At 46.4% G+C, this 16,300-nt stretch carries 14 protein-coding genes; 4 read left to right on the forward strand and 10 right to left on the reverse strand.

Annotated features, from left to right (window positions below):
* The first annotated feature begins 98 nt into the window (after positions 1 to 98).
* The gene (locus N5E84_RS06125; protein ID WP_013856942.1) at positions 99 to 449 is read left to right on the forward strand and encodes a DUF2750 domain-containing protein; all 351 of its coding nucleotides are present in this window, start codon (positions 99 to 101) and stop codon (positions 447 to 449) included.
* A gap of 106 nt (positions 450 to 555) precedes the next feature.
* Here the strand turns inward: N5E84_RS06125 and queC are convergent, their stop codons facing one another.
* Both queC and queE read right to left on the reverse strand, forming a co-directional pair.
* Positions 556 to 1,251 carry a 7-cyano-7-deazaguanine synthase QueC gene (gene queC, locus N5E84_RS06130; protein WP_175418680.1) on the reverse strand — a complete coding sequence of 232 codons (696 nt, stop codon included), beginning with the start codon at positions 1,249 to 1,251 and terminating at the stop codon, positions 556 to 558.
* Positions 1,252 to 1,261: 10 nt separating this feature from the next.
* Entirely contained in the window at positions 1,262 to 1,930 is a 669-nt protein-coding gene (gene queE, locus N5E84_RS06135; RefSeq protein WP_019282817.1) for a 7-carboxy-7-deazaguanine synthase QueE, read from the reverse strand.
* Positions 1,931 to 2,104: 174 nt separating this feature from the next.
* On the opposite strand from queE, the gene yidA reads away from it, so the two are divergent.
* Positions 2,105 to 2,923: a sugar-phosphatase gene (gene yidA, locus N5E84_RS06140; RefSeq protein WP_017046142.1), complete on the forward strand. Its 819-nt coding sequence runs from the start codon at positions 2,105 to 2,107 to the stop codon at positions 2,921 to 2,923.
* Between the two features lie 58 nt (positions 2,924 to 2,981).
* Here the strand turns inward: yidA and N5E84_RS06145 are convergent, their stop codons facing one another.
* The 8 genes from N5E84_RS06145 to N5E84_RS06180 form a co-directional block, all read right to left on the reverse strand.
* Entirely contained in the window at positions 2,982 to 4,406 is a 1,425-nt protein-coding gene (locus N5E84_RS06145) for a bifunctional NUDIX hydrolase/phosphatase PAP2 family protein (protein ID WP_019282818.1), read from the reverse strand.
* A gap of 29 nt (positions 4,407 to 4,435) precedes the next feature.
* Entirely contained in the window at positions 4,436 to 4,918 is a 483-nt protein-coding gene (locus N5E84_RS06150; RefSeq protein ID WP_019282819.1) for a GNAT family N-acetyltransferase, read from the reverse strand.
* Between the two features lie 224 nt (positions 4,919 to 5,142).
* On the reverse strand, positions 5,143 to 7,020 hold the full coding sequence (locus tag N5E84_RS06155; RefSeq protein ID WP_116285034.1) for a propionyl-CoA synthetase: 1,878 nt from the start codon (positions 7,018 to 7,020) through the stop codon (positions 5,143 to 5,145).
* 27 nt (positions 7,021 to 7,047) lie between these two features.
* Positions 7,048 to 8,238 (reverse strand): 2-methylaconitate cis-trans isomerase PrpF, encoded by a 1,191-nt coding sequence (gene prpF / locus N5E84_RS06160; protein WP_019282820.1) that lies wholly within the window; start codon positions 8,236 to 8,238, stop codon positions 7,048 to 7,050.
* Positions 8,235 to 10,841, reverse strand: a complete 2,607-nt coding sequence (gene acnD, locus N5E84_RS06165; RefSeq protein WP_029388356.1) for a Fe/S-dependent 2-methylisocitrate dehydratase AcnD — start codon at positions 10,839 to 10,841, stop codon at positions 8,235 to 8,237. The genes prpF and acnD overlap by 4 nt, the downstream gene beginning before the upstream one ends.
* Before the next feature lie 119 nt (positions 10,842 to 10,960).
* Positions 10,961 to 12,088: a 2-methylcitrate synthase gene (gene prpC / locus N5E84_RS06170; protein WP_013856951.1), complete on the reverse strand. Its 1,128-nt coding sequence runs from the start codon at positions 12,086 to 12,088 to the stop codon at positions 10,961 to 10,963.
* A gap of 26 nt (positions 12,089 to 12,114) precedes the next feature.
* Positions 12,115 to 13,011 (reverse strand): methylisocitrate lyase, encoded by an 897-nt coding sequence (gene prpB / locus N5E84_RS06175; protein ID WP_010320281.1) that lies wholly within the window; start codon positions 13,009 to 13,011, stop codon positions 12,115 to 12,117.
* A gap of 113 nt (positions 13,012 to 13,124) precedes the next feature.
* Positions 13,125 to 13,835, reverse strand: a complete 711-nt coding sequence (locus tag N5E84_RS06180; RefSeq protein WP_029388357.1) for a GntR family transcriptional regulator — start codon at positions 13,833 to 13,835, stop codon at positions 13,125 to 13,127.
* A 272-nt stretch (positions 13,836 to 14,107) separates the two neighbouring features.
* Between N5E84_RS06180 and N5E84_RS06185 the strand changes: the two genes are divergently transcribed.
* Both N5E84_RS06185 and N5E84_RS06190 read left to right on the forward strand, forming a co-directional pair.
* Positions 14,108 to 14,938, forward strand: a complete 831-nt coding sequence (locus N5E84_RS06185; protein WP_029388358.1) for a hypothetical protein — start codon at positions 14,108 to 14,110, stop codon at positions 14,936 to 14,938.
* A 250-nt stretch (positions 14,939 to 15,188) separates the two neighbouring features.
* Complete coding sequence (locus tag N5E84_RS06190) at positions 15,189 to 16,160, forward strand: tripartite tricarboxylate transporter substrate binding protein (protein WP_017047673.1); 972 nt, start codon at positions 15,189 to 15,191, stop codon at positions 16,158 to 16,160.
* The last annotated feature ends 140 nt before the right edge of the window (positions 16,161 to 16,300 follow it).

Raw genomic sequence — 16,300 nt, forward strand, 5'->3', positions numbered from 1 at the left:
TTAGGGCGTTTTCGCCCCTTTTTTCTGTCTAAAATTGTAATGAGTTTACTAGCACAAAATGCTATCCTTGCGCCTCATCACCTTATGAGATAAAGATAATGAGCAAATTAACTGCTGACCTTCAAGCAAACTTAGAATTGTTTATTGAACAAACAAAAGAGACCCAACTAGTATGGGGCTTAAAAAATGAAGATGGTTGGCTGGCATGCGACTCGACAGAATTTGAAAGTAGTGAAGTTATGCCCTTTTGGTCAACCAAAGAAGATGCACAAACTCACAACGTTGAAGAGTGGTCTGACTTCGAAGTGTTAGAAATCCCTCTCGATATTTTCGTAGAAGATTGGTTGATTACCCTTGATGAAGATGGTGTATTAATTGGCACCAACTGGAATGCAAGCTTAGAAGGTAAAGAAGTAGAACCTGCAGATTTGGCCAAAATGTACCTTTAGTACCTTGAACTAAATAATGGGTGTTCTATTTGCACGCTATTCCATTCGCAAACACTAGAACACCCGTTTAAATTTCACTTGATCTATACGTTGATTATTAGATACATCATAAAGTTACAGATTGCTTTTGGTGAAGCGCATTCATCACCAACGCTTTGTTTACTAAATAATCGTTTAAACCCGCTTTACGTAGCTCACATGATGGGCAATCGCCACAACCATCACCAATAATACCGTTATAACAAGTCAGTGTTTCGTGTCTTATGAGTTCGAGAGCATCATGTTGATCCGCCAATGCCCAAGTTTCTGCTTTGTTTAGCCACATTAAAGGAGTGCGAATGTTGAATGGGCGATCCATCCCTTGCACCAAAGCACTGTTCATCGCTTTAACAAAATCATTTCGGCAATCCGGATAGCCAGAAAAGTCTGTTTCACAAACACCAGTAATCACCTCATCTGCGCCTATTTGATACGCATAAATACCCGCAAGGGTCAAAAACAGAATGTTACGCCCCGGCACAAACGAGTTCGGTAACCCATTCTCTTGTAACTCGTGTGATACTGGAATATCGTCACGAGTGAGTGAACTGATCGCCAACTCATTGAGTAAGCTAACATTCATGACTTTATGTGCAGCTACACCTAACTTTTTCGCTAAGGTGCTGGCAACCTCAATCTCGAGTTTATGGCGTTGGCCATAATCAAAGGTGATGGCGTGCACTTCATCAAACTCTTTTAATGCCTGAACCAAACAGGTTGTTGAATCTTGGCCACCACTAAATACCACAACGGCTTTTTTCATTTTCCTCTCCTCAGGCAATACTTAAATATTTATGCGTTTGAATCGATAAACGCCAGTTCCTCGCAATGCATGTTTCAATGCACAATTGGGTTGCCCGCTCTTTCTGACTAATAGGCTGTAAAGCAATCACTGTTGAATCAGGAACTTGCGCTCGCAGCAATAACGCATCTAGCTGTTCAATATCTTTAGCCGTTGCGACGGGGTGCTTGATCTCATTTGCTCTTAACAGAGCTAAATCGAGTACAGGCAGTTTGCCCTTCATTGCAATTTTTGGTGACACTGTCACCCATGTATTTGCCGAGGTTTGAACCGGGAATGTGCCGCTGGTTTCAATTTGAATGTGACATCCGATTGCCTCAAATGCTTGCGCAAGTGGACGCAGATCATAAATACACGGTTCACCGCCCGTAATTACAATATGTTTAGCATGATAACCCTGTGTTTTATAGAGCGACACCATCTCTTCTGCACTGACTGAGCACCAAGTTGGGCTATCTTGGGTTTTGGCTAGCACGTCATTGATTGGGCGTTCATCTTGCGGCGTTGCATCCCACGTCTGCTTTGTATCACACCAAGCGCATCCCACTGGGCATTCTTGCAAACGAATAAAAACCGCAGGAACGCCGGTATGCACGCCTTCACCTTGAATGGTCTCAAACATTTCATTAATTTTGTACAACGTAAACTCAGCCTAACTCAATATCAAAAAATGCAGGTCGCTGACCTTAATAGATGCCTTGCCTTAGGTCAAACTAAACCCATCACGTGCGTAAAAATTTGACTAAATCAGTGGCGATCATATCTCAACTTGCATAAGCTGCTGGCTTTCTTCTTCACTTAATTTAGGTAAGTCATGTATAAACTCATCGCTTTAGATATGGACGGTACTCTTCTCAATAGCCAAAAACAGATCACAGCCAGAACAAAACAGGCTATAGCCAAAGCTCGTGAAAAAGGCGTAAAAGTGGTGCTGGCGTCTGGACGTCCCATTGATGGCATGCGCGATAAGTTGCAAGAACTGCATTTAAACTCAAATGAGGATTTTGTCCTTTACTACAACGGCTCAATGGTTCAAAACATTGGCAGTGGTGAAATTATTCATCACAAAATTATCGATGGCCGCTCTGCAAAATTAGTCGCTAACCTTGCTAACCAACTTAACGTGAATACGCACGCCTTTAGCCAAGTTCATGGTCTGATCACGCCTAAAATCAGTGAATATACCGAGCTTGAAGCAAGAATCAACGGACTGCCGATCACGGAAATGGATTTTGAACAGCTTGAAGATGATCATCCCATCATCAAAGCAATGATTGTGGCAGAGCCGAGCTTGCTACAGAAAGCCATTGAACAACTTCCTCCGGAACTTTATCAGCAGTTTACTATTGTACAAAGTGCACCATTCTTTCTTGAATTCTTAAACACACAGAGTAATAAAGGCGTCGGTGTCAAAGCGATTGCCGAGCACTTGGGAATCGAGGCTAAACACATTATTTGTATGGGAGATGCTGAAAATGATCATCACATGCTGCAATACGCAGGACTTGGAATTGCAATGGCAAATGCGATGGAACAAACGAAGCAGCTAGCCGACTATATTACACTCAGTAACGACGACGATGGTGTGGCAGTTGCTATAGAAAAATTTGTACTCGGTGAGTCTCACGAATAGGCATTAAAGACGCCTCAGTCGAGGCGTCTTTAATCGGGATGTTGACTAAACAACCAAGTTAAGCACGACATGTTCGCATGAACCATGCAAAGATGAGCATGAGTATTGGCAAGCGGAGCGTCTCAACCATTAAAGAGAAAATACTGCTGTATGAAACGAGCGTGGCACCAAATAACACCACTTGATTGAGTGCTAATAACAAAATGATCAGCAGCCACATTCGTTGAAGAGTGATGTGTAGTGGTTCAGTGCTCTTTGTCATAACTAAAGCCGATGCCGTCAGCAAAATGGCTAACCAAGCGGTGAAACTAGGCAAGGGCCAGATCATAGCCAGCAGTGCAACCGTGATCGTTAAACCCCACCATACCCCACGCGAACCCAGCAGTGTCCTGACGTCGGTATAAGATTGTTCATCTAAACGAACAATATGCCACGCGACCAGAGCGCCCAACAATCCACCTATCACCATATCGCTGATGAAGGCTTCCCCAATATAGAATTTGGCCAACATTAATAGCCCCATCAACACGATAAAACCCACAAACATTCGGTTGAAATCGAGATGATCAAAAGCTCGCAATAGTGATATCCCTACACCAAACCAAACTGCAATCGGTAAACTTGGAAAACCGTACCCGTAACTTTGGCAAAGTTCCAACAATGGTATATAGGCATGAGGTCTTGGTAATGCAAATCCTTGCTGAGCCACCAATGACAATAATGAACTCACGGTAACCACAAAAAATATCTTATAAACAGACTCTTTACCCAGATAACAGGCAATCACTGGAAATAAAACTATCAGCAATAAAGGATCCGTCAATTTGGTGATCCATACTGCGATTTGATAAATCGACGAACTCAGCGTATACGGCCATTCCGCAACCGTATTCTGCAATTTCATCATCCAGCCTAATTCGATTTGGTGAAACCGAGGCGCAGCAGAAACCAGATTCTCTACATAAATCACGGGTTGGCTATCCGCTTCTTGATACATGGTTTTGATCCGATCCCATTGCTCAGGGTAACGATACTGACTTGCATCAATACGATACGGATCGATCAGCATTGCGCTAGCAACCTCGACACCATAATGAGGAGCAAACCAAATAGGCAACTCATGTCCATTACGGCTATTTTTTGACTCAAAAGCAATCACATCGGAATCACTGCGACAGCTGTAAACGACAGCCGTATCCGTATACCCCAACGTGCGCCCTACCGTTACAACAAGGCCCGTTTCTTCCCATGTTTCTCTTTGCGCGGCCAATTCTGGAGATTCACCGGGAGATATCGTCCCTCCTGGCAATGAAATCTGCTTGGTGATCACCTCGTTAACGAGCACGATCTTATGATCGGCTTTAACTAGGCATAGAGCACCACGAATATTATCTGGTAGCGTTACGGGTTGTTGAGCGACACCAACACTTGACCAGAACAACGACAGCAAACAGACACTCAACAATGAAAACTGTTTTAACACATTAAAAATCCATGATTATTATTATCGAATTACTTGCTATCGATTGACTTTCTTAACCAATGTATATGCGATGAGAAACCAGAACATTGATAAAAAGATTGCGCTCCTTGGTTAAAATCCCACACTTCGACAAATACTTGGGTAATACCGTACTCTTTTAATGTCTGTTCCATTTTTTGAAACAGCTGCTGTGCGATATGCTGCTGACGATATTGTGGCTCAACGTAAAGCTCATCAATACTGCCCATTGGTACCGCTTTGCTCACGCTTGAAATTAACTCGCAAAAGTGACCCGATATAAATCCCACAATTTGACTGTCTATTTTGGCAACGTAAACCAAACATTCCGGATCATCTAAATAACGAGCAATACTTTTTTCTTGTTCAATCTCTTCTGCTGTTTTGAAATGCTCAGGGCAAGCAAGGTGATGTTCATGATGAAGGTCATACATCAACTGATTCAGTTGCGGTAAATCACGATCACAAGCAGGAGTTATGATAACTAACGACATATTTCGCGCTCTGAATGAATAAAGCTTGGGCCGTGATTCTATAAGATAGTGATTAAAAAATATATCTTCATGCGTAGCGTTTTTGTTCAATTGAGCGCTAATTTCGTCTTAGAAATAAGACCGATGAACTAAGAGAAACAAATAAAATGCGGATGACAAATTGGTAATGAAAACGCCTCATTCATCTGAGGCGCCTCGATTAATCGTCAACTATAAGGTAGCCGCTAGTGATGGAGCGCTTTTTCTAACTCACTCAAGCTCATTGGGTCATCAATTGTTGAAGGGACAGCATACTCTTCGCCATCGGCAATTTGTCGAATGACGCGACGCAGAATTTTACCAGAGCGCGTTTTGGGTAAACGATCAACAATTAACGCATGCTTAAAGCACGCTACCGCACCAATTTCACTGCGCACTTTGTTAACAAGTTCTTGTTCCAACTCGCGCTCATCCACCTTAACGCCATCTTTAAGCACCACCAACCCTAACGGCAACTGCCCTTTCAGCTCGTCATACACTCCAACTACAGCACATTCGGCAACCGCAGGATGAGCACCGACGATTTCTTCCATCTCCCCCGTAGATAAACGATGGCCTGCAACGTTTATCACATCATCAATTCGCCCCATGATGAAGAGATAACCCTCTTCATCCAAATAGCCACCATCACCAGAAACATAGTAACCGTCAAATTGAGCAAGGTAACCGGACTCAAATCGTTCGTGATCTCGCCATACCGTCGCTAAACAACTTGGTGGTAAGGGGCGTTTCAACGCCACAAACCCTTGTTGATTGGCGGGCATCACTTCACCTAGCTCATTGAGAATCTCAACCTGATAGCCAGGTATCGGTTTCGTTGCTGACCCCGCTTTAATTGGCATCGACTCAAGTCCTATCGGATTTCCAGCAATCGCCCAACCGGTTTCGGTTTGCCACCAATGGTCAACTACTGGCTTTTGAGTGTGCTGCTCTACCCATTCAAGTGTCGGCGGGTCAAGACGCTCTCCGGCCATAAAAATAGTGGTTAAAGTGGATAAATCATAATGTTTGAGTAGATCGCCATTGGGATCTTCTTTTTTGATGGCGCGAAAGGCGGTAGGCGCAGAAAAAAGTACGTCCACCTTATACTCTTGGCACACTCGCCAAAATGCAGCCGGATCGGGTGTGCGTACCGGTTTACCTTCATACAAAATAGTGGTGCAACCGTGAATCAAGGGCGCATAAACAATGTAAGAGTGACCGACTACCCACCCCACGTCCGACGCAGCCCAAAAAACACCTTGTTGAGGCATATTGTAGATGGTTGACATGGAGTACTTCATCGCGACTGCATGACCACCGTTGTCGCGCACCACCCCTTTGGGTTTGCCTGTCGTACCTGATGTGTAAAGAATATAAAGCGGATCGGTCGCCAAAACCGGCACACAATCATGCGACGGTGCTTCTTTAACGGCTCGATTCCACTCTAGATCTCGCTCATTATTTAAGTCAGCCACATGCTCCGAGCGTTGTAACACCACCACTTTTTCCGGCTTCCATTTGCTGTCTAAAATGGCACGGTCAATTAAGGGTTTGTAGGGTAAAATCTTATTAATTTCGATACCGCAAGATGCCGTCATAATCACTTTCGGTTCAGCATCTTCAATACGTACCGCTAATTCATTGGGTGCAAAACCGCCAAAAACGACAGAGTGAATCGCGCCAAGCCGTGCACAAGCGAGCATCGCCATCACTGCTTCCGGGATCATTGGCATATAAATGATCACCCGATCGCCTTTAGCAACACCTTGCATTGCCAGCATTCCCGCCACTTTCGCTACCTGATCTCGTAATTGTGTATAGCTGTATTGACGCTTTCTTCCGGTCACTGGGGAATCATAAATCAGCGCGGTTTGCTCACCTCGCCCCTGTTCACAATGGAAATCTAGCGCCAACCAACAGGTATTGAGTACACCATCGGTAAACCAGCGTTCAATGCCATGCTCATCTTTTTGTAAGATAGTTTGGGGAAACTCAAACCACTCAATCTGCCGAGCTTGAGCCTGCCAAAATGATTCAGGTTCAGATTGAGCCCATTGATATTCCTTTAAATATGCCGACATAACATTTCCCTTAACATGATTTGAGGCTTAACGATGGACTCGCACCCAACCTTCCATTAACACCCGCGCGCTGCGGCTCATACTGGCTTTCTCTATTCCCCAATGACCCTCTCGTAAAACGGCTTTAGCGCCCACTTTCAGCGTACCGGATGGATGACCAAAAGTGACCGATTCTTTTGCTCCACCGCCCGCCAACATATTCACTAACGTCCCAGGGACACTGGCCGCTGAAGCGATAGCCACGGCGGCCGTTCCCATCATCGCATGATGCAGTTTTCCCATAGACAGAGCGCGCACCACAATATCGACATCGTTCGCCGATACCGCTTTACCACTGGATGACAAATAGGATTGCGCTTTTGCTACAAACGCTACTTTAGGCGTATGTTGGCGCAGTTGGGCTTGTTCAATATGCTCAATCAAACCCATTTTCACAGCGCCATAAGCGCGAATCGATTCAAACATCGCCAAGGCATGATCATCATTGTTGATCGCCTCTTGCAGCTCAGTACCTTGATAACCGATGTCGTGTGCATCGATAAAAATCGTCGGAATGCCCGCATTAATGAGCGTTGCATTCAAGGTTCCCATGCCGGGGATTTGCAGTTGGTCGAGCACATTTCCGGTTGGGAACATCACACCGCTATCATCGGCAGGATCGAGAAAATCAACCGCAATTTCGGCGGCGGGAAAAGTCACCCCATCAAGTTCGAAATCACCACACTCTTGCACTTCACCCTGTTCAATTGGCACATGAATAAGAATGGTTTTGCCAATGTTGGCTTGCCAAACGCGAACCGTCACTACACCGTTATTAGGGATCCGTTCTGGGTCGATAAAACCGCTGTGAATCGCAAATGGCCCTACTGCCGCAGAAAGGTTACCGCAGTTGCCGCTCCAATCTACGAACGCTTTGTCTATCGAAACTTGGCCGAATAGATAATCGACATCGTGATCGGCTTGCTCACTTTTGGAGAGAATCACGGCTTTGCTGGTGCTAGAACTTGCGCCGCCCATGCCATCAATTTGTTTGCCATAAGGATCGGGGCTACCAATGACACGCAACAGCAGTTGATCTCGCGCCTCTCCCGCTTGCTGAGCCTCTTTGGGTAAATCTTCAAGCCGAAAAAACACGCCCTTACTGGTGCCGCCGCGCATATACATCGCCGGAATTTTTAATGAGTTACTCACGTGATACTCCTTTATCCTTAGCGTCATTGAGCCAGAAAATCTTGCGCAAAACGCTGCAATACGCCACCAGCCTGATACACACTGACTTCATCAGCCGTGTCTAAACGACAAGTCACCGTAACCTTCTGCTGTTCGCCCTTATTTACGCCTTGCGTACGCGTGATCACCAAGGTTAAGTCGACGCTCGGCTTAATATCTCCCACCACATCATAAAGCTCAGTACCATCGAGTTGCAGTGTGTGGCGGTCTGTTCCCGTTTTAAATTGCAGTGGCAGAACACCCATCCCGACTAAATTCGTGCGATGGATCCGTTCAAACCCCTCGGCAACAATGGCTTCAACTCCCGCCAAACGTACACCTTTCGCCGCCCAATCACGTGACGAACCTTGCCCATAATCAGCCCCAGCAATAATGATCAATGGCTGCTTACGATCCATATAAGTCTCTATCACTTCCCACATGCGGGTAACCAAGCCTTCAGGTTCAATACGCGCTAACGAACCTTGCTTTACTTTACCCTCCTCTTGCACCATCTCATTAAACAGTTTGGGGTTAGCAAAAGTGGCACGTTGCGCGGTCAGATGGTCACCACGATGCGTGGCATAGGAGTTAAAATCTTGCTCCGGAACGCCCATTTTGAGCAAATATTCCCCAGCGGCACTGGTCGCTAAAATTGCGTTCGATGGCGATAAATGATCCGTAGTGATGTTGTCACCTAAAATAGCCAAAGGTCGCATGGCTGACAACCGACGTTCACCCGCTAACGCACCTTCCCAATAAGGCGGACGACGGATATAAGTGCTCATGGGGCGCCAAGCATAAAGTGGCTTTTGTTTGGCCATGTGCTCATCTAATTTAAACATCTGAATGTAAATTTGTTTGAACTGTTCGGGCTTAACATGGCGCACCACCACATCATCGATTTCTTCATCGGTTGGCCATAAGTCATTGAGGTAAATAGGCTTGCCTTGCGCATCTATTCCCAACGCGTCTTTTTCAATATCAAAACGAATCGTACCCGCAAGTGCATACGCCACCACCAATGGCGGAGAGGCAAGAAAAGCCTGTTTCGCATAGGGATGAATGCGGCCATCAAAGTTTCGGTTACCTGATAGCACAGCCGTCGTATAGAGATCGCGTTCAATGATTTGCTGCTCAATCATAGGATCAAGCGCGCCACTCATACCATTACAGGTAGTGCATGCATAAGCGACAATGCCAAAACCGAGCTGTTCTAGTTCAGGCAGCAGGCCAGCTTCCTCTAAATAAAGTTTGGCTACTTTTGAGCCCGGTGCAAAGGAGGTTTTGACCCAAGGTTTGCGAACCAAACCCAATTGATTAGCCTTTTTCGCCAGCAACGCGGCGGCCACGACATTGCGCGGATTACTGGTATTGGTGCACGAAGTAATGGCGGCGATGATCACTGCGCCATCAGGTAATTCGCCTTCTTTGGTTTGCCACGCCCCCGCAATACCGCGCTCGGTCAGTTCGCTTGTCGGCAGACGGCGATGAGGATTCGAAGGCCCGGCTAAATTGCGCTGTACACTTGAGAGATCAAACTCCAGCACCCGTTCGTATTGCGCTTCAATCAAATCATCGGCCCATAAGCCGGCTTGCTTAGCGTATTGTTCAACCAAGGCTACTTGCTGTGCGTCTCGACCCGTGAGTTTGAGGTAGTTGATGGTTTGCTCATCAATATAGAACATACCTGCGGTTGCACCATATTCAGGTGTCATATTGGAAAGCGTTGCACGATCGCCAATCGTCAATGCGCGAGCGCCTTCTCCGAAAAACTCCAGATAACAAGACACCACGCGCTGATTTCGCAAGAACTCCGTAATGGCAAGCACAATGTCGGTCGCGGTGATCCCCGCTTGGCGTTGGCCGGTTAGTTTAACGCCGACAATATCGGGCAGACGCATCATCGAAGGCCGACCTAACATCACTGTTTCGGCTTCTAACCCACCGACGCCAATCGCCAGCACGCCTAATGAATCGACATGAGGAGTATGGCTGTCAGTACCGACACAAGTATCTGGAAATGCTAAACCGCTTTTCACTTGGATGACGGGCGACATTTTTTCTAAGTTAATCTGGTGCATGATGCCATTACCCGCCGGAATAACGCTGACATTTTCAAAGGCGGTTTTGCACCATTCGATGAAGTGAAAGCGATCTTCATTGCGGCGATCTTCAATCGCACGGTTTTTTTCAAACGCGTCCGCTTCAAAGCCAGCATGTTCAACCGCGAGTGAGTGATCGACAATCAGTTGCGTTTCCACCACAGGGTTTACTTTGGATGGATCACCGCCTTGCTGAGCGATCGCGTCTCTTAACCCCGCCAAGTCCACTAAAGCGGTTTGTCCTAAAATGTCGTGGCACACCACACGCGCCGGATACCACGGGAAGTCGAGATCGCGCTTACGCTCAATCAGCTGTTTCAGCGAATCAACCAATGTGTGCGGCTCACAGCGGCGGACTAAGTTTTCCGCCAGTATCCGTGAGGTATAAGGCAGCCGATCATACGCTCCGGCTTGGATATCATTGACCGCTTGTCGTGCATCAAAATACTCCAGCGCGGTCGCTGGTAATACTTTTTTGTATTGGCTGTTGATCGTTTGATGACTCATCAATTCCACCCATAAAACTGTCTATTCGAAACATTGTCTATTCAAAACATCGTCTAGCGAGCTAGGTTTTACCTGCCATCAAACCATACACCAAAGGAGCATGGCTTGATTTCATCCCATTAACGCTGCTCTATTGGTATCCACTCTTGATGTTCAGGACCGTCATAATCGGCACTTGGGCGAATAATTCGGTTATTAGCGCGCTGCTCAAACACATGAGCGGCCCAGCCGGTTAATCGACTCATCACAAAAATAGGGGTAAATAATGGCGTAGGAATACCCATAAAATGGTAGGCCGAAGCGTGGAAGAAATCCGCATTACAAAATAGGCCTTTCTCACGTTTCATCACCGCTTCAACACGTTCTGATACCGCGTACAAATGCGTGTCGCCCACCGCTTCAGATAACGCTTTTGACCAACGTTTGATCAATGCGTTACGCGGGTCACTTTCACGATAAATAGCATGACCAAAGCCCATAATTTTGTCTTTATTAGCCAACATTTGCAGAATATTGGCCTCAGCTTCGTCCGGTGTTTGCCAGCGTTCGATCATCGCCATCGCCGCTTCATTGGCTCCACCATGCAACGGGCCACGCAGTGTGCCAATCGCCCCGGTTACGCAAGAGTGAATATCTGACAGCGTAGAAGCACAGACGCGCGCGGCAAACGTTGATGCATTAAACTCGTGCTCTGCGTACAGAATCAATGAGCAATGCATCACCTGCTTATGCAGCTCGCTCGGTGCTTTTCCTGTCAGCATTTTTAAGAAGTAGCCACCAATGCATGCTTCGCTTTGATCTTCAGTGTCAATCCGGATGCCTTGGTGGCTGAAACGATACCAATAACAGATAATAGCGGGGAAAAGTGCCAACATCCGTTCGGTCGCACTCAACTGCTCAGCAAAACTGTGCTCGGTTTCAAGGTTGCCTAAAACTGAACAGCCGGTGCGCATTACGTCCATTGGATGTGTACTGGCTGGCAGCAGCTCTAGCGCGGCTTTTAACGGCTGCGGTAAACCTCGTAATCCCATTAAGCGGGTTTTGTACTGGTCAAGTTCACTTTGATTAGGTAAATGGCCAATCAATAACAGATGAGCGACCTCTTCAAACTGTGCATGGTTGGCAAGATCGGTGATGTCATAACCTCGATAAGTTAAACCCGTCCCAGTTTTTCCGACAGTACATAAAGCGGTGACTCCCGCGCTTTGACCGCGCAGACCTGCGCCGCCCAGTGGTGCGTTTGACATGTTGAACTCCTTTTCCTTTGTTTTTATTATTCCTTTGATGAAAAAAGCTCGTCGAGCTTATCTTCGTAATCGTGGTAATTGAGATAGTCATACAGCTCGCTACGGGTTTGCATGCTATCGAGCAAAGCTTGTTGGTTGCCCTGCTCTAATAAATGGCGATAGACATTCTCAGCCGCTTTATTCATCGCACGAAACGCACTCAATGGATAAAGCACCATATCCACTTTCGATTGAGCGAGCTCGGTACATTGGTAGAGCGGCGTCTGACCAAACTCAGTAATGTTGGCTAAAATCGGCACTGACTTACCACAAGCTGCGCTTAGCGCGGTGGAGAAACGATCGTACTGCTCAAGAGTGGTCATCGCTTCGGGGAAAATCATATCGGCTCCGGCCTGCACGCAAGCAATGGCACGTTCAATGGCGCTATCAATGCCTTCCACCGCTAACGCATCGGTGCGCGCCATGATCACAAACTCTGGGTTCACTCGTGCATCTACCGCGGCTTTTACGCGATCAACCATCTCTTGCTGGCTGACGATCGCTTTATTAGGGCGGTGCCCGCAGCGTTTCTGCGCAACTTGATCTTCCATATGCACGGCAGCAGCGCCCGCTTTCTCCATCGCTTTGATAGTGCGAGCAATGCTAAATGCGCCGCCAAAACCGGTATCAATATCCACCAACAAAGGCAAATCACACGCATTGGTGATGCGCTCAACATCCACCAGCACGTCATTTAATGTGGTGATACCTAAATCGGGCAAACCATACGAAGCGTTAGCGATGCCACCACCCGACAGATAAATGGCTTGGTGGCCTAAACGTTTGGCCATCATTGCGCAATAAGGGTTGATCGTGCCGACAATCTGCAGCGGATCATTTTGTTGAACTGCGAGTCTAAATTTCGCCCCCTGACTTAAGCTCATGAGATTCTCCTAATCAGTCGCTTGGTTATCGCCCTTATTCAAGGCCGCTCTATGCGTGGTTCTTGGTTTGCTTCATTGCAGGCATGATTATTTTCTACCCGCCGCCCTGTGGCTTACTCTTTTACTATCTGCTGTTCAATCAAGATTCGACTGCCCGAAATATGGCGTCGCATCAACATCTCAGCCAGTTCTTCATCGCCGTTTTTGATCGCTTGTAGAATGTATTTGTGCTCATCCAACGCCTCCTTCGGACGTGAATGTGAGCGTGGTGATTGATAACGATACATGCGCAGTAAGTGATAGAGCTCATCACACAATAAAGTCACTAATTTATGATTACGGCTGGCTTTGATGATGCGGTAATGAAAGTCAAAATCACCGTGTTGATGAAAATAGGAAGCCCCTTCGACTTGCTCAATATGATTCGAATGTGTCGACAATAACGCCTCTAGCCCTTGTAATTCAGAGGGTGAAATGTTGCGCGCCGCTAACCTTGCCGCCATACCCTCTAACGCTTCCCGTACTGCATAAAGCTCCACCAACTTACCGGGTGACAACTCAATGACTCGCGCACCCACATGTGAAACACGTTCGATCAACCCCAAGCCTTCCACACGCATTATCGCTTCACGCAGTGGCCCACGGCTGACTTGAAAACGTTTGGCGAGTTCGGGTTCTGAAATCTTGCTGCCCGGTGCTATACGCCCTTCAACAATCGCCTCAATCAAATACTCCGTAAGGTTTTCCGATTTGGTGTTCTCTTTTTCTCGTTCAACAGCGTGTGGTTTTGTATCAGTACTGTTTAGTGTTAGTGCACTATTCATCTTGTTATCGCTCACAGGTTAGATTCATGCTGAAACGCAAAGCACTCACACACTTACATGTGTTAACAATTATTAAAACTTATTGTTAAAATAGACCATAAAACCATCGGTAATCAACAAAATTGTCGACACACTAGACTAATGTATAAGAAACTTAATGATTAAATTTGAACCAGAAGAAGATAAAACTCTGTGAGCTTGAAAAGAGAAAAGTGTCGATTTCGCAGATAGAATAAGCAGTGCAACCCATTACCGATGACCGGCCGTCACTTATGAATCTTTACAAGAGAATCACGCACTCTCCTTTTGGTTACGCTCTCGCCTGCTCGTTGCTCTTATCTGGATGCATTGCCTACAACAGTAAACCGAAAAATCCGCGCAGCTACCCACTACTGAGTGAGGCGATCTATTCTGAAGATGATCTTTCATTGGCAGACAGCCCAAATATTATTCGCACGGCAATAGAGCAGAATCAATCGGTTACGATCAATGACCTCAACGCGCTAACAAGCCAGTTACCTATTGTTTTTCCTGAATTAAATTTACACCTTGAGCAAGAACACTCATTTGATGCTCGCTTATTTCAAAGCGCAGCACAGCAACTTGTTGCTCAATTTGCTTGTGAATTGTACAGCAGCCAGCAAATGTCCGATTCGGTTCAAATGTGTGCAAACGATGGCCGTGTAACACCGAACAACTTAGGTTATTTGCCTTTCCAGCAAGGCAAGTATTCGGGTGAGCGTTTAACGGTTCATCGACATTCTCAACCGCAAGGTTCTCAATCGCAAAGTGTAGCCGTTGATCTCTATCTTAAAAGCACATCGGAGCGACCACTGAGTTCAATATGGGGCTCGACGCATACTTTAGGGCGGTTCCATGGTTCGCACTTTTCATCGGACAGTGTGGTACTCACCGTCTACTTCGAAGGGCATGTGTTAGATGAGCGCCATCAATGGCAAGCCCAATATCCCGAACCTTTGATCTTTTTCTTACTGCTGCCCAGTATCACGACCTTACTTCAACAAGGTAATGACGCCTCAGTTGCGCAATTTGCAATGAATAACACCCGTTTACTGCTCGTAGATAGTGAGACAAGACGCTAGCGAAGACTCGTCACACAACGCAGCAAAATAACGCCGTGAACTTTATGAACAAAAACGTTTTTATGCCCTATATTGTTTTTATCTACGCATTAGAGACAAACCTGTAACAGGTTATTAACTTAACGTATCTGCATTAGATCATTGATGCAGTCATGATAACAACGATAAGCACCCTATCTCCGCCTGTAGCATTCAGTCACAAACGCTCCAAGGTAAAGATGAAGATGCGCCCTACATAAGGAACGTGAATATGTTTAAGCAGTTCAAACCAACCCTCACTGCATCCATTCTGGCTGCAACCTTTTCTATTAGCAGCTTCGCCGCTGATATTGAGAAACTTCACATTTTAGTACCCGGTGGCGCGGGTGGTGGTTGGGACATGACGGCTCGTGGTACAGGTGATGTACTGATGAAAACCGACATTGTCGGCAATGTGTCTTACCAAAACTTATCCGGTGGCGGTGGTGGTAAAGCGATTGCACACCTAATTGAAACCGCAGACCGCCAAGAAGATACCTTGATGGTCAACTCTACACCGATTGTTGTTCGTTCTTTATCCGGTGTTTTTCCACAATCCTTCCGCGATTTAACACCGATTGCCGCCACTGTTTCTGATTATGGCGCTATCGTTGCTGCGGGCGATTCAAAATACAAAACGTGGGAAGATGCGGTTGCCGATTTCAAAGACAACCCGCGTAAAGTCAAAGTCGCTGGCGGTTCTGCTCGTGGCAGTATGGATCACTTAGTCGCCGCAGCCGCTTTCAAAGGGCAAGGGTTGGATCCAAAAGAAGTTCGCTACATCGCCTATGACGCGGGTGGCAAAGCCATGGCGGCACTACTTTCTGGTGAAACACAACTGCTTTCAACAGGCTTAGGTGAAGTGCTTGAAATGTCCAAGTCTGGCCAAGTGAAAATTTTGGCGATCACCGCCCCTAAACGTTTGGAATCTGCCCCGAATATTCCAACATTAACTGACTATGGCAACCCAACAGTCTTTGCTAACTGGCGCGGCTTCTTCGCAGCCCCTGGGATCAGCCAAGAGAAGATTGATCAGTGGAACGCAGCATTAGCGAAAATGTACACCACCGATGAATGGAAAATCGTCCGCGACCGTAATGGTTGGATCGATAACTATCAAGCGGATAAAGAGTTTTACGCCTTCTTAGAAGCCCAAGAGAAAGAGATGGGTGATCTGATGCGTGAGCTCGGTTTCCTGAAGTAAGGTCGCTAAGGGGACAGTTCCTTGCCTTGTCCCCGCTAGCAACACTTTTGCCGTGTGCAGTTATGCTCAATACTCCTTTGTTTATCAGGCAAATATGGATAGGAAAACCTTCATATACCTATCCCTTTGCCCTTAGTTAA

Origin of the sequence: Vibrio sp. J502 (assembly GCF_025397955.1) — a bacterium.
In the GTDB taxonomy this organism is placed as follows: Bacteria; Pseudomonadota; Gammaproteobacteria; order Enterobacterales; family Vibrionaceae; genus Vibrio; species Vibrio anguillarum.

Coding starts and splice junctions, on each gene's coding strand:
- N5E84_RS06125 (WP_013856942.1), top strand. CDS start 99: ATGAGCAAATTAACTGCTGACCTTCAAGCAAACTTAGAATTGTTTATT.
- queC (WP_175418680.1), bottom strand. CDS start 1,251: ATGAAAAAAGCCGTTGTGGTATTTAGTGGTGGCCAAGATTCAACAACC.
- yidA (WP_017046142.1), top strand. CDS start 2,105: ATGTATAAACTCATCGCTTTAGATATGGACGGTACTCTTCTCAATAGC.
- N5E84_RS06150 (WP_019282819.1), bottom strand. CDS start 4,918: ATGTCGTTAGTTATCATAACTCCTGCTTGTGATCGTGATTTACCGCAA.
- N5E84_RS06155 (WP_116285034.1), bottom strand. CDS start 7,020: ATGTCGGCATATTTAAAGGAATATCAATGGGCTCAATCTGAACCTGAA.
- prpF (WP_019282820.1), bottom strand. CDS start 8,238: ATGACGCTAAGGATAAAGGAGTATCACGTGAGTAACTCATTAAAAATT.
- acnD (WP_029388356.1), bottom strand. CDS start 10,841: ATGAGTCATCAAACGATCAACAGCCAATACAAAAAAGTATTACCAGCG.
- prpC (WP_013856951.1), bottom strand. CDS start 12,088: ATGTCAAACGCACCACTGGGCGGCGCAGGTCTGCGCGGTCAAAGCGCG.
- prpB (WP_010320281.1), bottom strand. CDS start 13,011: ATGAGCTTAAGTCAGGGGGCGAAATTTAGACTCGCAGTTCAACAAAAT.
- N5E84_RS06180 (WP_029388357.1), bottom strand. CDS start 13,835: ATGAATAGTGCACTAACACTAAACAGTACTGATACAAAACCACACGCT.
- N5E84_RS06185 (WP_029388358.1), top strand. CDS start 14,108: ATGAATCTTTACAAGAGAATCACGCACTCTCCTTTTGGTTACGCTCTC.
- N5E84_RS06190 (WP_017047673.1), top strand. CDS start 15,189: ATGTTTAAGCAGTTCAAACCAACCCTCACTGCATCCATTCTGGCTGCA.